Source organism: Verrucomicrobiaceae bacterium, assembly GCA_016713035.1.
Taxonomy (GTDB): domain Bacteria; phylum Verrucomicrobiota; class Verrucomicrobiia; order Verrucomicrobiales; family Verrucomicrobiaceae; genus Prosthecobacter.
Genome location: JADJPW010000003.1, coordinates 259,702 through 281,487 on the forward strand (window position 1 = coordinate 259,702; position 21,786 = coordinate 281,487).

Genomic DNA, 21,786 nt, shown 5'->3' on the forward strand with positions numbered 1-21,786 from the left:
AGCTCACCGGCGCTGACGAGTCCGCGTGAGATGAAGCATGAATGCGAGTCCGCAAAGAAGGGCTGCACCTGGCTCTGGGGCGGCGTGTGTCTGAATGACGAAGGCGCCAGGAGCGAATGTATATTCACCTGGGCCCTGGGCGTTATTGAGCCCGCCATAGATGAGGGATGAGGAGGTGTCGAAGCGCCAGTCCAGTGTGTCAGGATCATGCGACGTCGTAGGCGTAGGTATGAACCATGCGGTGTCGGTGGCGGGTCCAGTCGCAGAGCCGCTGATGAGTGCCCATTCGGAGGTGCTAGCGCTGAGTTGGCTATCATAGACCCAGATGTAGGCGCGTTCCCCGGTGGCGAAGGTGGCCGTGGAAAAAGGCGAGCTGCTGGTATAGTCCGTATTCAGTGTGGCCTCGGACGCGAGGAACTGATCTGGCAGGGCGGGATCCCAGGTGACACCCGTGACGGAGCGATCAAAGACCTTCCAGTTTGTATACCAGTCCGTGGTATTAAACTGAGTGGGCACAAAGCCGGAGCCGAAGGTGCCGAGCTCAAAGGTGAAGCCACCATCAAGGGGAGCGCCCGTGCTGTCGATGAGGGTATCACCGACGGCGGAGCCCCAGATGATCGTCCGCGCCGATGCGGCATGGGGTAGGAGTGTGGCTAGACCGAGCAGCAGGAGCAGATGTCGGAGGGTGCGTTTCATAACTGTAGAGTGGTGTGTTGGGGTGTTGTTTTTGGCTATTGGATAGAGATATGTCACGGTGTCCAGGGCAGCGGCATGATCCAGGTCGGATGCGCTGTGGTGACCTTCACGAAGACGGCACGGAGGGACTTGAGGAAGGGCGTGTTGCCTTGGTCAGTGAGGCCGGCATTTTGCGTCTTGACCCAGCGGCCTCCGCTGCTGGTTGTGAGGTAAGCATAAGTGTCGTAGGCGGTGGCGTCACTGACAGAGTCACCTTGCCAAGTCAGGATTTTATCTGCGTTGGTGGGGCTACTGGAGCTGACAAAGGCGTTCGCGATTGTGGTCATGGCGCGGCTGTTGGGTCCCTGGTCGAGCGGCCATCCACTTGCAATCATGGAAGAACCAATGGGCAGCGGGCAAATGAAGTCATTGGCACGCACGCGGCCTGCGTAGGTGCGGCTGACTTGCACCGTCTTCGGATGCACAAAGTAGCCAGCGCATGGCGGCAGGATGACACCACCCTGATCGACGCGTGTGGCATCGGAGGTGAGTACCCATTTGGGTGATCCACTATTGGTATAGAGCCAGTAGGTGGTGAAGGCTGCGCCATTGGGGATGAGGATGCGATCTGCCGTGTTGGGATTATTCGTGCTGGTAAAGGCAGCGGGCGGATAGAGCTCATTGATGGTGTGATGTGTGCGCAGCTCCCAGGTATCTGTGGCGAGCGTCGCAGGCAGTGTAGCCTGTGTATTGAGTGCGCTAGCTAGGTCGATAGCAAGTGAGGTGGCGGTGGTAGCGGCCTCGTCGATCTCATAGCGGTGTCCTTCATTCTCACCGCTGGTGATTTCGATGTAGTGCTGCTTACCTGCGGCTAGCGCAGTGATGTAGCTTCCAGTGCCTGCGGACGTGGAGCAGACGAGCGTGCTGCCTGCCACACTGTCGATGCTGCCTGTGGCATGCGGGCATGGCAGATATGGCATCGAGCTGGAGACACAGCCGAGACCGAGCAATTGCTTCGTGAAGCCGCTGACGTCTGTGACGACGCTCGCGCCACTGGCGGTATCGGTGATTTTCACACGTAGGAAGCCCTGGCCACTGCTGAGGGCAGGTAGCGCATCCACAGCGGTGTAAGTGGCCGTCTGTGTACCGTCGCCATTGCTGACGAGCGTCGGCACCAGCGTCGTGACATCCGTCCAGCCTCCAGGGCTGAGGGAGAGGTCTGTGAGCGATTGCAGTGTGTAAGTGAGCCCACTGGAGGTCTGGAGACGACGCAGGAGCGCATTGACGCTGCCGCCCGACTGCACTTCGAGCTCAAATGGGCAGCCCCGGTGGATTCCACTGGACGGATTGTAGCAGAAGGCGAATTCAGCGAGGTTCGGCACACCATCACCATCAGGATCGTCATTGGGGCCATTTTGGCCACCGAGCGGATTGGCATACTGCCAGGCTGCAAAGCTGCTAGGCTTCACCTCGACGAGCGGGATGTTGTTATTGATGACGAAGGGATCGCCACTGGCTAGATCGAAGGTGAAGTAATAGGGATTTCCGACAGCCGTAGAGGTGGTGAGGTAACCTGGATTGAGTGCGTTTTCCGAAGAACCGAGCGCATATGGATCTGGCTGACCGGTAGGATCGAGGCTGGCACCGGTCACTGGGCGTGTGGGGTCAATGATGTAACCGAGAGGCGGCGCATATGTCATGGTGTAGGTGCCTGGAGTGCCATCTGTGATCCAGCTATACTGGCCACTGGAACCATCCTGCGTGATGGTGACGCCCCCAGGTCCAGTGACGGTAATGGTTCCACCGCCGATAATCTGACCTGTGACGGAGGAGTAAATATATCCAGCCGGATCGACCGCATCAAGGAAGTCATTTTGTGAGCTATCCACGCCTGCGAGGGTCACTGGGATCAAGTTATCATTGGCAGATTGGACGTCTGCTGTGCTGGTAGAGGCCACGGGATCCGTTTCGACGACCAGGTATGAGCCATCGCCCAAGCCTGTGAAGAGATACTGACCCAGGCTGTTCGTCACCGTCGATCCGACGCGTGTATCAGTCTGCGGATCATAAACACCGTTGCCATTGATGTCGGCATAGAGAGTGACCGTGACGCCGGAAACGGGCTGATCATTGTCCGAGAAGCTTCCATCGAGATCGTAGTCATCACGCACGGTGCCGCTAATGCTATGGACGACACCTGTGTCATCGAGGAAGTCATTCCCGGTGCTATCCGCGCCAGCGATGCTGGTCGTGATGAGGTCATCGGTGGCGGAACCTGCCACATCATTTTCAGAGATGAATCCAGCGGGATTTGTCTCGATGATGAGGTAGTCGGACGCATCTGGCAGATTGATAAAGGCGTAGCTGCCATCCAGCAGAGTAGCGGTGGTGGCGATGAGTTCACCAGACTGTGCGATACCGTCTGTATTCAGGTCTTTGAAGAGCTGAATTACGGCCCCAGCGATGGGTGTGTCCCCTGCCCCGAAGGCACCATCATCTGGAGTGCCGTCATCCAAGACGGTCCCGCGAATGGCATGCAGCACGATGGATTTATCGAGGAAATCGCGCCCCGTGATGTCGGCGTTAGTGATCGTGGCACTGACGCGATCATCATTGGCACCCGTCACATCCGCCGAGCTGACGGCATTGGCCGGATTGCTCTCGGTGACGACATAGGAGCCCGCTGGCAGACCACTGAAGTCGTAGTGACCACTAGCATCGGTGACGGCGATGGCCAACAGCGTGCCATCAGCAGGATCGCCATCGCCATTGGGGTCATTGTAGAGTCGGATCACGACACCTGCGATGCCACCATCACTATCTCCGAGGTCTCCGTCACCATCGGAATCGAGGCGCACCTGACCACTGAGTCGATACGGAGGAGACTGATAGCCAAAATCCGCAGTAAGCACATCATCACCCGCAGCAAGAGCCAACGTGGTCATGTTATCGAGAGTCGCATCTGGATCTGCGCTCTGGGCAGCGCCCAAAGGCAGCGTAGAGGCATCCACTTTGACGGTGTAACTTCCAGGAATGAGGCCCGTGAAGCTATAATGGCCCATACTGTCTGTGACCTGCGTGGGCTCATTGGAATCAAGTGAGCCATCTCCATCGAGATCGAGGAAAAGACGCACATTCGGAAGGGCCAGCTCGGCGGCATCCTGCACGCCGTCGGCATCCGCATCGCTCCAGACGTAGTCGCCGAGGCTTGCATTGCCCTGGTAGCCAAAGTCAGCGGTGAGCGTGTTGTCACCAGCAGCCAGTGTGATGCTGGTCTTATGATCGACAGTAGCATCAGGATCACCCGTTTGCGTCACGCCAGCTGGAAGGGTGCTGGAGTCCACCATGACCGTGTAGGTGCCAGGGATGAGGTTCGTGAAGCTGTAAAGGCCAGCGCTATCGGTCGTGTCCGCAGGCTCATTGGCGTCTTTGATGCCATCATTGTCCAGATCAAGGAAGACAACCACGCCGCTGATTGGCAGCTCAGTAGCATCCTGCACGCCATCAGCGTCGAAGTCGTTCCAGACGTAATCACCGAGGCTTGCATTGCCCTGGTAGCCGAAGTCAGCGGTGAGCGTGTTGTCACCAGCAGCGAGTGTGATGCTGGCCTTGTGATCCACGGAAGCATCGGGGTCACCAGTTTGAGTCACACCAGCGGGGAGTGTGCTGGCGTCAACCATGACGGTGTAGGTGCCAGGAATGAGGCCCGTGAAGCCGTACAGGCCAGCACTATCGGTCGTGTCCGCAGGTTCGTTGGCGTCTTTGATGCCATCATTGTCCAGATCGAGGAAGACAACCACGCCGCTGATAGGCAGCTCGGTGGCGTCTTGCACACCATCACCATCCGCATCATTCCAGACGTAGTCACCGAGACTTGCGTCTCCTTTGTAGCCGAAGTCAGCCGTGAGCGTGTTGTCACCAGCAGCCAGCGTGATGCTGGTTTTGTGATCCGCAGTTGCGTCAGGGTCACCCGTTTGGGTCACACCCGCGGGTAGTGTGCTGGAGTCCACCATGACGGTGTAGGTGCCTGGGATGAGGCCCGTGAAGCCGTAAAGGCCAGCGCTATCGGTCGTATCCGCCGGCTCGTTGGCGTCTTTGATGCCATCGTTGTCCAAATCAAGGAAGACGACCACGCCGCTGATAGGCAGCTCAGTAGCATCCTGCACGCCATCAGCGTCGAGATCGTTCCAGACGTAGTCGCCGAGGCTTGCATTGCCCTGGTAGCCGAAGTCGGCAGTGAGCAAGTCTTGGCCGTGTGACAGTGTCACCGTTGTCTTGTGATTGATGGTGGTGTCTGGATCGCCAGTCTGTGTGACACCAGCGGGGAGTGTGCTGGCATCCACCATGACCGTGTAGGTGCTCGGAAGCAGATTTTCGATGTGATAGAGTCCATCCGCCGTCGTAGTGGCGCTGGGCTCGCCGACATCGTAAATGCCATCATTATCCGAGTCGATGAAAACGAGGACTCCGCCAATTCCGGGCTCCGTAGCGTCCTGCACACCATCGCCATTGTGATCGATCCATACTTTATCGCCGACAGAGGCTGGAGTGACTTCGCCAAAGTTGTAGTTCTCACCGCGATCACCAGAGTTGAGCGTGATCGAAGTGAATTGGTCATCAAGCGGATCACTATTGGTGCCGCGAGCGACGCTGGCGACCGTGCCGAGCAGGTCCACAGTGGATTTATGACCTGCGGGCTGTGTTTCGACGATCTGGTAGGTGCCAGGCGTGAGGCCGGTGAAGGTGTAGGTGCCGTCAGAGCCGGTGTACTGAGTGGCGGTGACTGGATTGCCAAAGACATCCGTGCCGGTCAGCGTGAGGAGCACATTCGCTAGGCCGGACTCCGTGCTATCGAGAGTCTGATCTGCATCTGCATCGAACCAGACACGTCCACCGATGGCAGCAGGAGCACCGAGCAGAGTGACGGGGTGGTCATCCGCGTTATCAGCGAGACTGACCTCCGTGCTAGTGGTGCTGATAGCTGCGTAATTGATCACTGATTGGTTATGCAGCGTGAGGTAGTTCGTACCGACCTGGGCAGTGAGCGTGATGGAGCCAGTGGCACCATCGGCTAGAGTGCCCATATTCCACGTCACGGTCTGACCAGAGACACTGGTAGGCGTAGGCACGGCGCTGGCGAATGTGAGACCAGCAGGTAGGAGGTCGGTGATGACCACGTTGTCTGCGTCACCACCGCCATTACTGCCGTAGGTGATGGTGTAGTTTAGCAGGCCACCTAGAGGTGCCGTAGCGGGGCCAGACTTGCTGGTCCACACATTGGCAAAGAGCGGATCTGTGAGGGCAACAACAACAACAGGCACGCTGTCTTCATTATTGGTCGTATCGGTCTCCTGGCGGTCATTAGTGACGCGGACGACGTTGGTGTAGGTATCTGGCAGCGTGCCAGAATCCACCGTGGTCTCCACGATGATGGTGCCGGTCTGGCTAGCCCCCTGATTGCCGAGTTCCCAGGTGAAAACTTGGCCATCACTGCTGGTCTGAGCAGGTGTGGAGTTGATGAAAGTAAATCCAGCGGGCAAGGTATCCTTCACAGTGACTCCAAGCGCCTCCTGCGGCCCATTCACCGTCCATTGGAGCGTGAAGAAGACGGTGTCGCCAGGACGTGCGGACACGCGGGAGGCAGTCTTGGTCACCTCCACGTCAGTGAGGCGCAGCAGGATGCTATCATCTGCGACGTTATTCGTATAGCTCGACTCAGGCGTGGAGGTGCTGATGGAGACGGTGTTATCGACAGCGGTCTGGCCCGCAGGAGCAGGATCATCGACTGTGACGCGGAATTTGATCTGTTTTTTCTCACACGCGTAGTAGGTGAGCTTCCAGCCATGGATCTGCGGCGAGAGCAGGCGGCTCTCTGAAGTAAGCACCGCGCGAACGAGCACTTCCGTATTCTTGGGGTCGATAGAGCCCACAGAAATGAGACCAGAAGACATGTTATTGGGGCCAAAAAGAACGTGTGAGCCATCCGCTGTGAGGATGGACCACTCGATGGCGGTGCCATCTGGCACCGTCTGATCGACGATGAGGTCACGCCAGCCGACGAGGCAGTCCACATTGACGAGCTTCTCATACGTACCGGTCAAATAATGGCCAACGGGCGTGAGCGAGGCGATCCAGACGGCACCACGATTCACACCACCCGTGTCATTGAGGCTAGCAGCAGCGCCGATGTCGATGAAGCCATCGCCATCGAGATCACCGAGGCTACCCACTGCCTGACCATAGAGATCACCCACGGCGAGTTCCGCAGACATGCTGCTCGTGGCAGCGCTGGTCTTTCTCCAAGCCTGTGTGGTGCCATTGGCATTGAGCGTGAGCAGCCACACGGCACCGCGATTGCTACCAGAGCCACCTTCAGGCACGTCGTCGTCGTTTTTGGCACCGACTACGAGATCTGGCACACCGTCTCCATTCACATCACCTGCCGCCGTGACGGCTGTGCCGAAGAAATCACTCGCATCGAGCACTCCTGTGAATCCACCGACGGTTGAGCTGATTTTCTGGATAGCACGCACGGTCCCATCAGAGTTCATGAAGCACACATAGACAGCGCCACGGTTGCTAGCGCCATCGTCGTCTTGCTCCGCACCGAGGACGAAATCATTCACATCATCACCATCGAGGTCACCGACCACTGCCACACCGCTGCCCAGGCGATCTCCGTTATCGATTTGGCCGATGGGGAAGCCACCGACGCCGTGAGCGATCTTTTGATGGCTCTTCACGGTGCCGTTGGAATTCAGGCGCAGCAGATAGACCGCGCCACGATCTGCACCACCAGTATCATCACCATATGCGGTGCTCAGAAGCTCTGGCACGCTGTCGCCATCCACATCAGGCACTGCCGCGAGAGCCCAACCGAAGTTATCAGAATTCACCAATGGGCCACTGAAGCCACCCGCTGTGCTACTGATCTTCTGGGTGCGATTGACGGTGCCGTTGGCATTGAGATAGACGATCCAGACTGCTCCACGGTTCGAGTTCGCTCCACCGTCATCATCATTGTAAGAACCGACTGCGATGGCATGCGTGCCGTCGCCACTGATGTCGCCCAATCCCGCCACAGCGCTGCCAAATCGGTCGTTGAGCAACAAAGTTGGAGTAAAACCACTTTCGCCTGTCGTGATGCGATTGACGCCGATCACGCTGCGACCAGCACCCATGCGCACGATATAGACTGCACCGACCTGGACACCTGCCACAGCACGTTTCCATGAGCCGATGGCGATGTCCTGAAAGCCATCGTTATTAATGTCACCGATGCCAGAGACAGAGCTGCCGAATTCTTCATTATCCTCAAGGAGACCCGCGAAGGCTGCGTGTGAGGCAGCGAGCTTCACAGGTGTATCCAGCGCCTCTGCATTGGCGGGCGGCGAGTAAAGCTGACCGGCCTGCACATAGGTACCATTCAGCGTGCATGGCAGGCTGCCTGTCTGGAGATTCAGCTGCCAGATGGCACCGCGATTCGATCCACCATCATCATCCTGGGGAGCACCACCGATGATGTCAGGCACGCCATCCCCACTGAGGTCCTGCGCTGCGGCGAGCCCGATACCGAAGTTGTCCGAAGAATCGAGGCCCGAGAGTGCCGTCTGCGTGGCTGCGCTGAATTTGTTCATGCCTGCGACACTGGAGTCACGGTTCATAAACAGGATATAGGCAGCACCAGCGAAGGGACGCGTGCCCGTAGGCGCACCGTCATCCCCGTAGGCACCGACGACGAGGTCTGCGATGCCATCGGTATTAAAATCAACGCCGCCACTCAATCCGATACCGAAACGGGAGGCACGGGCTACTTTCCCCTCAAATACGGATGCCGTGCCGTCGATGACGGTCGTGGCGAGCGGTTCGCCCGTATTTTTCAGAGTCACGATGTAAACAGCACTACCACGCGTGGTATCACGCACGGCGCCGATCGCCACGTCTGGCACACCGTCGGCATTGATATCGCCGATACCCGTCACCGAGGTCGCAAGAGCGTCATTAGCCATACTTGGCACACCCATACTTTCCCCATTGATTTTGGCATATTCCAAGGCCTTGCCGCTACGATCAGGATTCATGAAAAGGAGGAAGGCATTGCCCTCATTGCCCAATGCACCATCATAGCCCGGTGAGCCCACGATGAGATCCGGTGCTCCGTCGTTATTGACGTCACCAACGAGCTCCAGGGAGGTGCCCAGGCCGTCATTCGTGCTGATCCAGGTGGCGTTGATGCCGCCGGAGTTGTTACTAATGCGTTCGTAGCTATCCACGGTGCCATCGGGTTTCAGGAAGAGCACGTACAAGGCACCTTCGGTGTTGAAACCGGACGAGCCGACAGCGATGTCGGGCGTGCCGTCACCATTAAAGTCACCCAAGGCGGTCACGCCGGAGCCGAACTGGCTACCAGGCAGGATCACGCTCGCGGGCATGCCGCCTACATTGTCCGTGATGAGAGATTGGCCTTTCACGGTACCGTCTGCATTGCGGAAAACGATCCAAACCGCCCCCATGGCACCGGCACCGCCATCGTAGAGGTAACTTCCAACCGCGAGGTCGGTGACACCATCCGCATCGACGTCGCCGATGACTGCCACGTCATTGCCGAAGCGGCCTAAATTTGGCAGTGTGCCGCTAAAACCACCCACGGTGGAGCTGATCTTCACCGCACTGGCTGCGCTGAGGCCATAGCATTTCAAATCCTCACCCGCGAAGAAGGCTGGAGCAGGCAGAGAAGCCCACTGGATGTCAAAAGCGTCGATGCGGCCATCTTGGTCAAAGTCCTGGAGCACCACATTACTCGCGTCCTCAGCTCCAACGATGCTACCTGGCACAAAGGTGGTGCCAGCAGGGATGATTTCGGAAAGAGTCACATCCTGTGCGGTCATGTTGCCCGCATTGTCGTACTCGAGGGTGTATTCCAGCACACGACCTGCCTCCGTCCATTGCTCGCTCGCATCAGAGACGTTTTTCACGCTCTTGGACACTGTGAGGTCGGGTAGGAAGACGGTGACGCGGGAGTCATCGGTATTATTGGTGGTCACCGCCTCCGCAGGATCAGTGTCGCTCTGATTGCGCAGGGTGACAGTGGCGCTGTTCACCAAAGTGGTGCTGTCTGCGACGTTTGCATTGATGGTGACATACACCTCAAAGGTCTGGCCAGCGCCGGAAGGAAGACCCACTTTGCGGAAATAGAGTGTGTCAGAGGCATTGTTGGTGCCGAGATACCAGCGCACGGTATTTCCACTGACGACACGAGTCACTGGGACACTACCTGTGATCGGATTTCCCAAGGCATCGAGCGGGGCTGTGCTGGTGCCATTTTCATCGAGTGCGAGCTCGAGGAAATTATCCTCCGGTGAGCCCAAGGTGACACCGGTAGGTAGTGTATCGAGGATTTCGATGCCATAAGCGGTCTGCGTGCCCGAATTTTCCACCCGCAGGGTGTAGGTGAGCGGCTTGCCTGGAGCGATGCCTGGCGTGCTTCCCTCAGCGGAGGCGGTCTTGGTCAAAGACACGTCATTGCCGGGTGTGCGAGTCACATGGTCATCGCTACTGTTTTCTGGCACCTGATCGGTGTCAGTCGTGTGGATGCTGGCCAGATTCTGCAAGTTCACGCCTGCCGGGAGCAGCGCCGGGGCACCCCCATTCGGAGCGATGGCATCGGTAGTGACGGTGATCGTGAACGGACCTGCCTCACCAGCCAAGGTGCCAACCAACCAAGCGATGTGATTGACCGGCGTGGTAGGAGCGGCACTCCAGCCGCCAGTGGTAGGACTGAGCGGATTGAAGGCGGGAACACTGCCGCTAGCGGCTGCATGGAAGTAGGCCGTGACTCCAGCTGGAGCATTGCTGGTGACGTAGGTCAGATCCGCTTCGCCATTGGCATTGTAGTCCGGCAGGGTGTCGATGACGTACACGTTGTTGGCGGATTGACGCAGATTGTTCCAATAACGGATTTCCCAATTAAAGCGGTCACCAGGGGAAGTGAAGGCCACGCCGGACTTCAGGATAGCAGGATCAGGATGCGGTGTGGTGATCGTTTCGGTGTCGGTATTCGGATAGGTACCGTCTTCGGGTGTGGTGGTGGTTACGGTGGCCGTATTCGGCAGCGCAGTGCCTGCAGGCACTCCAGCATTCACAGTGGCACGATACTGTAGGACGATGTTGCCCGAGTTCGCTGGCAGCGTGCCTGCGGCAAGGGGGGATTTGGTGATGGCATTGCCATTGGCGATGCTCCAGGAGAGCGAGCCAGAAGAGAGAACTGGTGCCCCCGCTGTGTATCCAGGTGTGAGCACCAGGAAGGAGCCAGTGACGTAGGTCATGTCTGGGGAAAGCACGTCGGTGAGCACGACACCCTCTGCCGGGATGGCGGAGACATTGCTAATGACGAGATTGTAGGTCACCTCATCTCCTGCGATAGGATTTGGCTGACTGCTGGTCTTCACCATACGCAGCTCTGCATTACGCACGATGACGAGATGGTCATCGGAGGAGGTGCTGGTGTCCGTGCCCGTGGTGGCTGTGGCGGACACGTGATTGAGCAGGTTCGCCCCGCTCGTGATGCCGGCATTCACCTGCGCCTGAATGACGAGCGTGCCGCCTTCTGAAGGTGCGAGGTCATCTCCATTTCCGCGATACCCTGTGGTGCCTGCGATATCAAAGGTCACCGTCGTGGTGCCGTCTGGATTCGAGACGACACTGGATGGCACCGCGAGGCCGTTATTGGCTGGAGGTGCTCCATTGGCCAGTGCGGCGGCATTCCAAGTGTGTGTGGCACTTTGGAAGGTCACTCCCGCAGGCAGAGTGTCCACGATGCTCACGACATCATCCGTCGTGCCGGAGTTGTTGTAATATTGGATCGTCCAGGCAAAGGAAACACCGGTATTGACCGCAGACGGCCCCGTTTTTTGGACCAGGATGGCTGGTGAGTCATTGATGGTCGTGACGACTTCGTTGCCGATGGCCTGGAGCAACTCCTCAGAGAAAACCGCACCAGAATTGAAGATCACAGTGCCCACTGCAGAGCCAGCAGTGCCACTACCAGGTCCGTCCAAATCATTGCGCACGCGGAAGCTGACAGAACGGGCCGTGCCTGTGATAAAGGCAGGAGGAGTAAGCGATGCATCATCCATCTGCCAAGCCACCCAGCGGGTCTGCTCACCAAAGGGGCTGGTCCAAACATCATCCGAGGGATCAGAAGGCGTGCCATTGTTGTTCAGGATGCCTGGCGTGAATTTTGTGGCGATGGTGGCCGCACTCACAGGCGCGGATGGCGTGAGGTAGCCCGGCGGCAGATTGTCATCCGCAGAGAAGAGCAACTGCTCGCCCTGGGGTCCATAAGCACGCACAAAGACCATCTCCGCAGGGACACGATCGACCACATAGGTGCCATGAGAAGGTGAATCACCCTCATTATAAACTGTCAGTGTGTAATCGAGCTCTGAAGCACCTGGAATGAGGTCGAGCACATCATCCTTCACCACACGCAGCAGTGGGAGCATCTCGGCCACAGCACTGGCCTGATCGATCACGGGAGCGATCGGGCATGCAGCAGGCGCGGCTGAGATGGTGGAATTAAAGGTCAACTGCTCACCGTAGGACACGCCCTCTGGCACCAAAACGGTGATGGCTGCCGTCGAGATCGCCCCTGGAGCGAGATTGCCCATATTCACCACGACACGTCCGTTCGCGGGATCAAACGTCGTCACAGCAGAGGGTGTCACACTCACGAAGGGCAGGTATTGCAGCACGCCATTCACATCCGTCTGCGGCCAGCGCAGCTCCACCTGCACGCCACCAGCGATAGCCTCACCCGTATTCTTTACTTTCACGGTGTATGTGAGATTGCCAGGATCAGTCATGACAGGAGTGGACACGGTGCCACGGCCATCCACGGCCAAGATAGCCTTATCGATACTCACCCGAGTGGTTTCGTCATCCTGTCCAGAAAGTGTGGTGGTCAACGGAGTGCCGCCATTGAGTGGAGTGTAGCGATATGCCCGGAAAAGCGCCCGATTGCTGATGAAGCCATCCGTGCATGGATCTGGGTCCAGGAAAGCGGAGGAAACGGTCACATCATAATAGGCCACCCCGGTCTGCGGTGCTCCGCTGACCCAGCCTGGAGAACTACTGTCAAAGAAGACCGAATTCACTGCTGGGATGTAAAAGGCGACCCAGCGCACATCTGCCACGTTCGAGGGTGGATTTGTCGCGTAGTTTTCCCAATACGTGTTGCCGGATGCATCCAAATCCGCAGGAGCTGCCGTATAATCATACGCGGGTGGCGTATCCGCATTGGCCGTGTCCGTGGTGGAGTAAAAGACTTTCGCGTTCGCCTGGAACCATGGATCGGTGAACCAAGCACTTTTAAAGGTGGTGCCAGCAGGAATCTTATCGAGGAAAACAAGATCATTCATCGCCGAAAGGCCATTATTACTCACAAGGAGGCCAAAGGGCAGCACACCGCCCGGTTTGACATAGAGATACGGATTCGTTGGGCTCCAGGGAACAAGGTCATTGAGGAACTGATCGTCATCGCGGGCCGCCTTGATTTGGAAAGTACCACGCAGATTATCCCCCTTCGCAAAAGAACCGGTTGGGGTCTCATGCAGCGGCCATTTCACCAACAGATCCTTTTGCAAAGGTGTCAGTGTGCGCACGGGCGCACGTGTGCGGACCGAGTCGATATAGGCTGAGTTGATATACTGTCCTGTGGACGCCAGCGGAGGCGAATCGAGCAGCCGCACACCGAAACTGGCCGTAAAAACTGCCCCAGGCTCCATCGTGCCCACATTCCACACCACCGCAGGGAAGGCCGCACCACCTGCGGGAGGCGTGTAACTGGCCACGTAAGTGCCGCCATTGGAGATGTTCTTCACTGGCACACCTGCACCACCCAGATCTGGATCGATTTTACCAACCAGGTCCGTCAGCTTGTCATAAATCACGGTATCGTACATCGTTTCACGCCCCTCACCTGTGTATGAGTTCTCTGCGCGGATGCTGAAGTAGTTCTCGCTATTGACCCGAGTGAGCGTCTCACCACGGACCGTGTAAATCCCTGCACCTGCCCGTTTTTCCAAAAGGGGTGCTGGCAGCGCTGTCACGGTCGTCACGACCACCTGGCTCGTCACTGCGGCCGCATTCGCCGCATCGGCCAGCGCCTGATTACTCACGGTCGTGCCATTGAGTGTGCCATTCCGCGTTTTCACCGAAAAAGTCAGTGTGTCGGTCGTCCCCTCCTTTTTAGTCCCCAAGTCCCAGTACACCGAATTCGCAGGGATCGACACCCCCTTCACCGTCAAGGCTGTCGCGGTATAAACCCCGCCACCTGTCGCCGAGACAAAGGTCACGTTATCATTTTGCCCATAGCTCGCTGGATAGGTGATCGTGTTGGACGCAGTATTCGGCAGCGTGTCCCACACCACGAGGTCACGAGCCTCTACAAAGCTCGTCGAGTAACGGATGCGATAACTGACCACTTGGCCAGCCTGCACCGTCGCAGGTGCCTTTTTGTCCAAAAGAAGCAATGATATCGGATTCCAGGTCGCCTGGAGGCTCGTCACCACCGGAGCGAGCGTGCTCTTCGTCAGCCCCACCTTCACTTTGATCTCAGGATAAGTCGTTGCGCTCAAACTCGAGAGACTGATCGGCCCTGTATAAGGAAGTGCATTAAACCCAGGGATCACCGTATCGGTGGCATCCAGCAGCGTCACCGTCACATCCGATGCGGCAGCCCAAGTGCCATCCAACGTCAGCGAGCCCCAGGCATCAAAACTCGTTGGTTTCACCCGAACTGTCGTGAAATCGCCCGCTGTCTGTCCCGACACCAGCTTTACAATACCAGAAGCACCATCCACGACCGTCTGCTGGACGGCGGAAACGCCCAGGTTGTCATTGTACAAGTCCGTCCAAGTACCGGCGTTATTATTGATATTGGGGGCAGCGAAAAGCAGATTATTGGCCAGTAGTGCTACCGCCATCATAAACAGTGTGGCGGACGACCTTACAGCCATTCGAGCTCTTTTTGGCCAATAAAAACAAGTATTTATAATATCCAGAGCTCTCATTTGTTTATGGTCGGTATTGTTTTTCATGCTGTTCATCACGATTCCATCATATATATTTTACATTCTTTGCAAATTTTATATTTTTTATTATTTAAAAATATTTTTGAACTCTAAATAATTTTGGTTTGCGTGAGAATGTGGCCTTTCCATTCCATGACCTCCCCATTTTGAGCTTTAGCTCTGTCGAAAGACTCGGTTCAGCGACTTCGTCTTCATGGATCGTAAATTGTCCACTTTTCGGAATCTGCTGCATTCCATCCTCTTTATGTCCGATACCGCCAACGCCTCCGCCCTCGTCGAAAACTTCAAAAAGCTAAAAACCGCTCTCTCAAGGCGCATCGTCGGGCAGGAGGCCGTCATCGAGCAGGTCTTCATCGCCATCGCCGCTGGTGGTCACAGTCTCCTCGAAGGCGTGCCCGGCCTAGCGAAGACTTTGCTGGTCAAATCGCTTGCTGACGCCATGCACCTGAGCTTCCGCCGCATCCAGTTCACGCCTGATTTGATGCCCGCAGACATCACCGGCACCGAGATCATCCAGGAAGATGCGGAGACGGGCCGCAGAAAGCTCGTATTCCAGCGCGGCCCCATTTTCAGCCAGATCGTCCTCGCGGATGAGATCAACCGCACCCCTCCCAAGACGCAGGCTGCCCTCCTCGAAGCCATGCAGGAAAAGCATGTCACTGTAGGCCAGGAGACCTTCGAGCTACCAAAGCCCTTCTTCGTCCTCGCTACGCAGAATCCCATCGAACAAGAAGGCACCTATCCGCTCCCAGAAGCCCAGAAAGACCGCTTCCTCTTCCTCATCAAAGTCGATTACCCCACCCGTGACGACGAGCGCAACATCATCGCCCGCACCACCGGCACCGAGAGCCAAGAAATCGACGCCGTCATCACCGCAGAGGACCTCCAGGCCGCCCAGCAGCTCGCCCGCAAAGTGCCCGTGCCGGATCACGTCATCGACTTCGTCCTCGACCTCGTCCGTGCCACCCGTCCGAACGAGCCCGGAGCCTCCGAGTACGTCAAATCCATGCTCGGCTGGGGCGCTGGCCCCCGCGCCAGCCAGATGCTCGTCCTCGCAGGCAAAGTCCGCGCTCTCCTCCAAGGCCGCACCCATGTCACCATCGACGACATCGAGGCCCTGGCCGCCCCTGCCCTCCGCCACCGCCTCGTCCCCACCTTCCACGCCGAGGCCGAAGGCATCACCGTCGATCAGATCATCGCCGAAATCATCAAGACGACGAAGAAGTCGGAGGCGCGGGTTTTGTGACCCACGGAGAGCCTGGGAGCGAGCGTGAGCATGAGTGGCTCAGTGCTCAGTTCTTAGTGCTCAGTTGAATCTCATGCGCTGAAATCGATGATGAGCCCGCCCCACGACATCAAGCTGACGTTTGCGAAGGCGTTCTGGGAGCTTCGTGTTTATCAAAAAGCACGGGATTTACAGGGACGCGTCTTCAAGGCGTCCAAATGCTTTCCGGCGGAAGAAAAATACTCTCTAACAGATCAGTTCCGTCGTGCCGCGAGATCCATAGGTGCCCAAATCGCCGAAGCATGGGGCAAACGCGACTACATCAAGCATTTCCAAAGCAAACTCAGCGACGCCGAAAGCGAGAACAACGAAACCCAACACTGGATCATCTGTTCCGTCGATGATGGCTATCTCGATTCCTCCACGGCACGTCCGCTTTTCCGACTCTCCCTCGAAATCGGACGCATGCTCGCCGCCATGACCGAACGCGCCGCCGAATTCTGCCCCGATCCCCTCTCCTCCAAAGTCTGTGAACCCTCCGTCGAGTTCTGCCTTCTCCCTAACGAGGTCCCCGATGTCTTTGAAGATCTTCTCTCCGAGGGAGTCGATTCGTTATGACTTCACCTTTCACAGCGCCAAAGTGCTCAGTCCGCCTCCCGCCACAAAACTAAGCACTAAGCACTTCCCTCCGCCAACACCTCCCGCTCCGCCTTCCCTTACCGCCCCCTCCCCACCCCGTGGCCACCCTCTCCGACATCCTCCACGCCGAAGACATCACGAGTCTGCAACACCTGCAGCTCTTCGCACGCACCGTCGTCGAGGGCTTCACCACGGGCCACCACGCCTCGCCGCACAAAGGATTCAGTGTCGAGTTCCGCCAGCATCGGCCCTACGTCCAGGGGGATGAGATTCGCCGGCTCGACTGGAAGGTCTTTGGCCGTAGCGACCGCTTTTACATCCGTGAATACGATGAAGAGACCAATCTCCGCGCCACCATCGTTCTCGATGCCAGCGGCAGCATGAATTACCGTGGTAGCAAAGGCGTCCTAAAGTTCGACTACGCACGCAAGCTCGCCGCCTCGCTCGCCTACCTGCTCATGAGTCAGCAGGATGCCGTCGGACTCATCACCTTTGATAGCAAAGTGCGTGATCTCATCCCCTGCCACACCAAGATCACCCATCTCCATGTCCTTTTGGAAACGATGATCAAAACGGAGCCCGGCAAGGACACCAGCCTCGCTCCTGTCATCGAATCCCTCGCCCAGCGCCTGAAGCGCCGCGGCCTCGTCATCCTCATCAGCGACTTCTTTGACGATCCCGCCGCCATTTTGAAGTCTGTCGGCATCCTGCGCAAAAAAGGCCACGAAGTCATCGCCCTCCAGCTCTGGGACCGCGACGAGATCGACTTCCCCTTTGGCAACTGGGCACGCTTTGAGAACCTGGAAAACGACGAGGACTTCCTCCTCCTCGATCCCGCCACGGTCCGACAGCGCTACATCGAGGTGCAGAAACGCTTCGCAACCGATCTCAAAGAAGGCTTTAGCAAACACCAGATCGACTACCTCAGCCTCCCCACGGACGAATCGCACTCCATGGCACTGCGGAACTACCTCGCCCTGCGCATGCGCTGAGTCAGCGCCCGACTAGGCGCATGCTGCCCCCCGATTCCGGTAGGCCGAAAATTGGCAAAAATAGGCACTTTTTGCCATTTGGGGCCCTTTTTCGACTTATCTAGTAATTATAGACCCAACATGTCAGCCCCGCCCGGAGTCCCAAAACCATGTCAAGACTCCTTTTGCTAAAAGATTGAGAAAAATGCCACCATTTAGCTATCAAAAATGAGACTCAAACAGTTCTTTTTGCAAAAGAAGGGGCAGCAGGTTGACTGATCGGCCAAAACTTTTAATCTCCCGGCGTCCTTGAGGGTAACCTCGGGACCACGGTTTGCAGCTCTCCTCAGCTACAAATTTTGTGCCAACGGTCCTCATTCGTTGTTGGTTGCTGGATCGCTATGGAACCCTCCGGTGGTAACACCGGAGGGTTCTTTTTTTGGCCAACCAAGCCAGCAAAAACCAACGACAGCCTAACCAAGACCGAACTCATTGTGCATGACTCTGTGAAAAGTCTGCGAATAGGTTGTTCAAATCTGCCGGAAACTTTTCGCGCTTACTTTTCACCCAGTTGCTTTGCCCACTCGATGGCTCGCAGCATTCCCGTAGCCTTGTTCACCGTCTCACGGTACTCATAGGCAGGATCAGAATCTGCCACCACACCGGCACCAGCCTGCACGTAGGCTTTCCCATCCTTCACCACACAGGTGCGCAGCGCGATGCAGGAGTCCAGATTCCCATCAAAGCCGAAGTAGCCCACCGCACCTGCGTAGGCACAGCGTTTGCTCTTTTCGCACTCATTGATGATTTCCATAGCTCGCACCTTCGGCGATCCGCTGACCGTCCCTGCCGGGAAAGTGGCACGCATCACATCGTATGCGGACTTCTCGGGGCGCAGGCGGCCATCCACATTGGAGACGATGTGCATGACATGCGAGTAACGCTCGATCACCATTAGGTCGCTGACTCTCACGCTGCCATAGTCTGCCACGCGGCCCACATCGTTGCGGGCCAGATCGACCAGCATGATGTGCTCTGCACGTTCTTTCGGGTCATGGAGCAGTTCATCGGCCAGCGCATCGTCTTCGGCCTTGGTTTTGCCACGCCAGCGTGTGCCAGCGATGGGGTGGATGTCGATCCGGCCATCCATGCACTTCACGTGCACCTCCGGCGAGCTACCGACGAGCGCAAAGCCCTGCGGGAAGTCCATGCAGAACATGTACGGGCTAGGATTCACATGCCGCAGAGCCCGGAAGAGGTCGATCGTGCTGCCGTGATACGCCGTCTCGAAGCGCTGTGAGGGCACTCCCTGGAAAATATCGCCCGCAGCGATGTACTCCTTCATTTTGAGCACCATCGCCTCGTATTCCTCACGGGTGGTGTTCCCCGCAGGCGCAGGCAGTTGCTCATTGGACACTGGCGCAAAGGCCTGGAGCGGTTTGGCCGCCAGGGGCTTTTCCAAGCGGGTCATCACCTCCGAAATCTGCTCCTTCGCCCATTCGTAGGCAGCCTCCAGCGTCGCGTGCTCATCCGTATGCACATTGGCGATGATCGAGAGCCGCCGCGTGCGGTGGTCAAAGACCAGCACCGTATCCGTGATCATGAAAACCATGTCCGGCAGGCCTAGCTCATCCTTTTTCGGCGCAGGCAGCGTCGGCTCAAAAAAACGCACCATGTCGTAGGCCAGGTAGCCTACTGCTCCACCGTGGAAAACCGGCAGCGGCAGCGCATCATGCGGACGGAAGGCCTTCATCAGCATCTCCAGCTCGGTCAGCGGATCACCCTCCGTCGTGAATGTGCGCTTCTGGCCACGCTCCTCGATCTCGATCTCCTTACCCCTCGCGGTGAAGATGATGCGCGGTGAGCTACCCAGCAGCGAATAGCGCCCAGAGTGCTGCGTCAGCTCCGCAGACTCCAGCAGGAAGCCGCAGCGGCCATCATGGATCTTTTGGAAGGCGGAGAGCGGCGTTTCATAATCCGCCGTCAACTCTGCCACCACTGGTACGAGCGATCCCTTTTCCGCGAGTGACTGGAAGGTGGGAAAATCGGGCTGAAGATGGAGCTGGGGCATGAGCGGGCCGATTCTGGATGCGAAATGCCTGAAGATCAAAGCAGAAGCCGCAGCAGAATGCGGCTCCGTGCCACTTATCGGCTCTCCGCGCCCACTTGGGGCGTGAGCATGCCCTTTGGCCCCTCAGGCCAATACGCACCATCCTCGATCCACTCACGCAGCGTGCCGATCTGGTCCTCCGTCAGGCTCATTTCTCTCCGTGGCATCATTTTCGGATGGCTGCCTCCACGCTGCACCGCACTGATCAGCAGACTGCAATCAGGATCATCCGGCTGGATGTAGTCACGGCCACTCGCACTGCGAGCAAAGGCGGTAGCCTTGCTCGATAGATTCATCGCAGGCGGACGCAGTGCACCATTGTGGCAGCTCAGGCAGTTCTGCTGCAAAATCGGCTTCACCTCACTGAGAAAGAACGTTTCGCGTTCTGCATCCGCAGCACCAGGAATGACAGCGCAGGCGGGCAAAAGAAGAACAAAGGGCAGGAGTCGGTTCATGCACCTGAGCATAGCGATACCGCACTGTGAAGCTATTCCGCTTTTGTGCAAAATGACGCCACCGCTTGACGCCTACCTCGCCAGCGAGCGATGCTATCAGCATGAAACGCCAAGCTGCTAAATCACCCGCACAGGCTCACTGCCGCATCGTGCTCACCGGCGGCCCCGGTGGCGGCAAAACGACTGCCGCAGACCTCTTCCGCCGCGAGATCGGCGACCGCGTCGTCATGGTGCCAGAGGCCGCCACCATGGTCTTCAGCGGCGGCTTCCCCCGCTCCACCCTGCCCATGGCCGTGCATGCCGCACAGCGTGCCATCTACCATGTTCAGCGGAATCTCGAGGACGTACAGGCCGCGCTCTATCCCGAAAAAGTGCTCCTCTGTGACCGTGGCACCGTCGATGGCGCCGCCTACTGGCCCGGAGACAGCGCAGACTTTTTCGCAGAGATGGGCAGCACACTCGCGGCCGAGCTGGCACGCTATGACGCCGTCATCTTCTTTGAAAGCGCCGCCGCTGGCGGCATGGACATCCAGAGTGGCAATCCCATCCGCAATGAAACCCTGGAGCAGGCCGTGCAGCTCGATCACCGGCTCCGCGCCCTCTGGTCGCAGCACCCGCGCTTCATTCTCGTGCCGCATAATCCATCCTTCTTCAAAAAGATCTCCCACGGCCTCGCCGTGCTCGACAGCATCGTACGCGAGCTCGACTGCAAACCACCTCCGCAGCCCAGACGCACCGCCCCACCCTCGCGGCGGTCCGGAGTCTGATTTTTTTTGTGGTTGAGGCCTCGGCACATACTCCCAATGATGCCGCGCCATGAAAAAAGTCTCACCCCGCCTCTGCTCACTCGCCTTGCCCATGGTGCTCGCACTCAGCACCATCCTCATCGCCTGCACCACCGTGCCGGAGATGGGCCGCAGCTCCTTCAATTTCATCCCCAACACGCACCTCAGCCAAATGGGGCTGACCGAGTTCGAAAAGATGAAAAAGGACAAGCGCCGCTCCTACAACAGCACCCAACTCGCCGCCGTCAATCGTGTGGCCACCCGGCTCAAGCGTGTCGTCCCCCTCCGCAATGCCAACTGGGAATTCGTCCTCTTTGATGACAGTCAGCCAAACGCCTTCGCCCTCCCCGGCGGCAAAGTCGGCGTCAACAGCGGCATCTTCAAAGTCGCTCACAATGATGCCCAGCTCGCCGCCGTGCTCGGCCATGAGCTAGCCCACGTCGTCGCCGGACACAGCGGCGAGCGCATGAGCACCAGCATCCTCGGAGCCGCAGGCGTCGCCGTCCTCGGAGCCATGCTAGGCCAAGAAGGCGGCCCCGATGCCAACATCGCCACCACCGCCGCAGGTGCCGCCGTCGGACTCGGCGTCCTGCGCTTCGGCCGTGGACAGGAGCTCGAAGCCGATAAAATGGGAGCCATCTACATGGCCCGTGGCGGCTACGACCCGCAGCAGAGCATCCAGCTTTGGCAAAACTTCGCTGCACACAGCCGCAGCAAGAGCGGAGCCCAGCTCCCCGCCTTCCTCAGCACCCACCCGCTCGACTCCACCCGCATCGAAAGCCTCCGCGCCTTCATGCCCCGCGCCATGCAGGAGTATCATTGATCCCCTTCCC

General features: G+C 57.9%; 9 protein-coding genes. 5 read left to right on the forward strand and 4 right to left on the reverse strand.

Annotated features, from left to right (window positions below; all coding sequences use genetic code 11):
* Positions 1-3: 3 nt before the first annotated feature.
* The gene (locus IPK32_12080) at positions 4-696 is read right to left on the reverse strand and encodes a hypothetical protein (GenBank protein ID MBK8092688.1); all 693 of its coding nucleotides are present in this window, start codon (positions 694-696) and stop codon (positions 4-6) included.
* Positions 697-749: 53 nt separating this feature from the next.
* Positions 750-14,693: a DUF11 domain-containing protein gene (locus IPK32_12085; protein ID MBK8092689.1), complete on the reverse strand. Its 13,944-nt coding sequence runs from the start codon at positions 14,691-14,693 to the stop codon at positions 750-752.
* A 319-nt stretch (positions 14,694-15,012) separates the two neighbouring features.
* Here IPK32_12085 and IPK32_12090 point away from each other — a divergent pair, with 319 nt between their 5' ends.
* The 3 genes from IPK32_12090 to IPK32_12100 all read left to right on the forward strand — a co-directional run bounded on the left by IPK32_12090 (position 15,013) and on the right by IPK32_12100 (position 17,624).
* Complete coding sequence (locus IPK32_12090; protein MBK8092690.1) at positions 15,013-16,014, forward strand: MoxR family ATPase; 1,002 nt, start codon at positions 15,013-15,015, stop codon at positions 16,012-16,014.
* Positions 16,015-16,104: 90 nt separating this feature from the next.
* Positions 16,105-16,611, forward strand: coding sequence for a four helix bundle protein (locus IPK32_12095; GenBank protein ID MBK8092691.1), 507 nt, complete (start codon positions 16,105-16,107; stop codon positions 16,609-16,611).
* A gap of 119 nt (positions 16,612-16,730) precedes the next feature.
* On the forward strand, positions 16,731-17,624 hold the full coding sequence (locus IPK32_12100) for a DUF58 domain-containing protein (protein MBK8092692.1): 894 nt from the start codon (positions 16,731-16,733) through the stop codon (positions 17,622-17,624).
* Positions 17,625-18,159: 535 nt separating this feature from the next.
* On the opposite strand, the gene trpE is transcribed toward IPK32_12100, so the two are convergent.
* Complete coding sequence (trpE, locus tag IPK32_12105; protein ID MBK8092693.1) at positions 18,160-19,674, reverse strand: anthranilate synthase component I; 1,515 nt, start codon at positions 19,672-19,674, stop codon at positions 18,160-18,162.
* Positions 19,675-19,748: 74 nt separating this feature from the next.
* Positions 19,749-20,168 (reverse strand): hypothetical protein, encoded by a 420-nt coding sequence (locus tag IPK32_12110; GenBank protein ID MBK8092694.1) that lies wholly within the window; start codon positions 20,166-20,168, stop codon positions 19,749-19,751.
* Positions 20,169-20,269: 101 nt separating this feature from the next.
* Between IPK32_12110 and IPK32_12115 the strand changes: the two genes are divergently transcribed.
* The gene (locus tag IPK32_12115; protein MBK8092695.1) at positions 20,270-20,935 is read left to right on the forward strand and encodes an AAA family ATPase; all 666 of its coding nucleotides are present in this window, start codon (positions 20,270-20,272) and stop codon (positions 20,933-20,935) included.
* A 49-nt stretch (positions 20,936-20,984) separates the two neighbouring features.
* On the forward strand, positions 20,985-21,776 hold the full coding sequence (locus IPK32_12120; GenBank protein MBK8092696.1) for a M48 family metallopeptidase: 792 nt from the start codon (positions 20,985-20,987) through the stop codon (positions 21,774-21,776).
* Positions 21,777-21,786 lie beyond the last annotated feature (10 nt).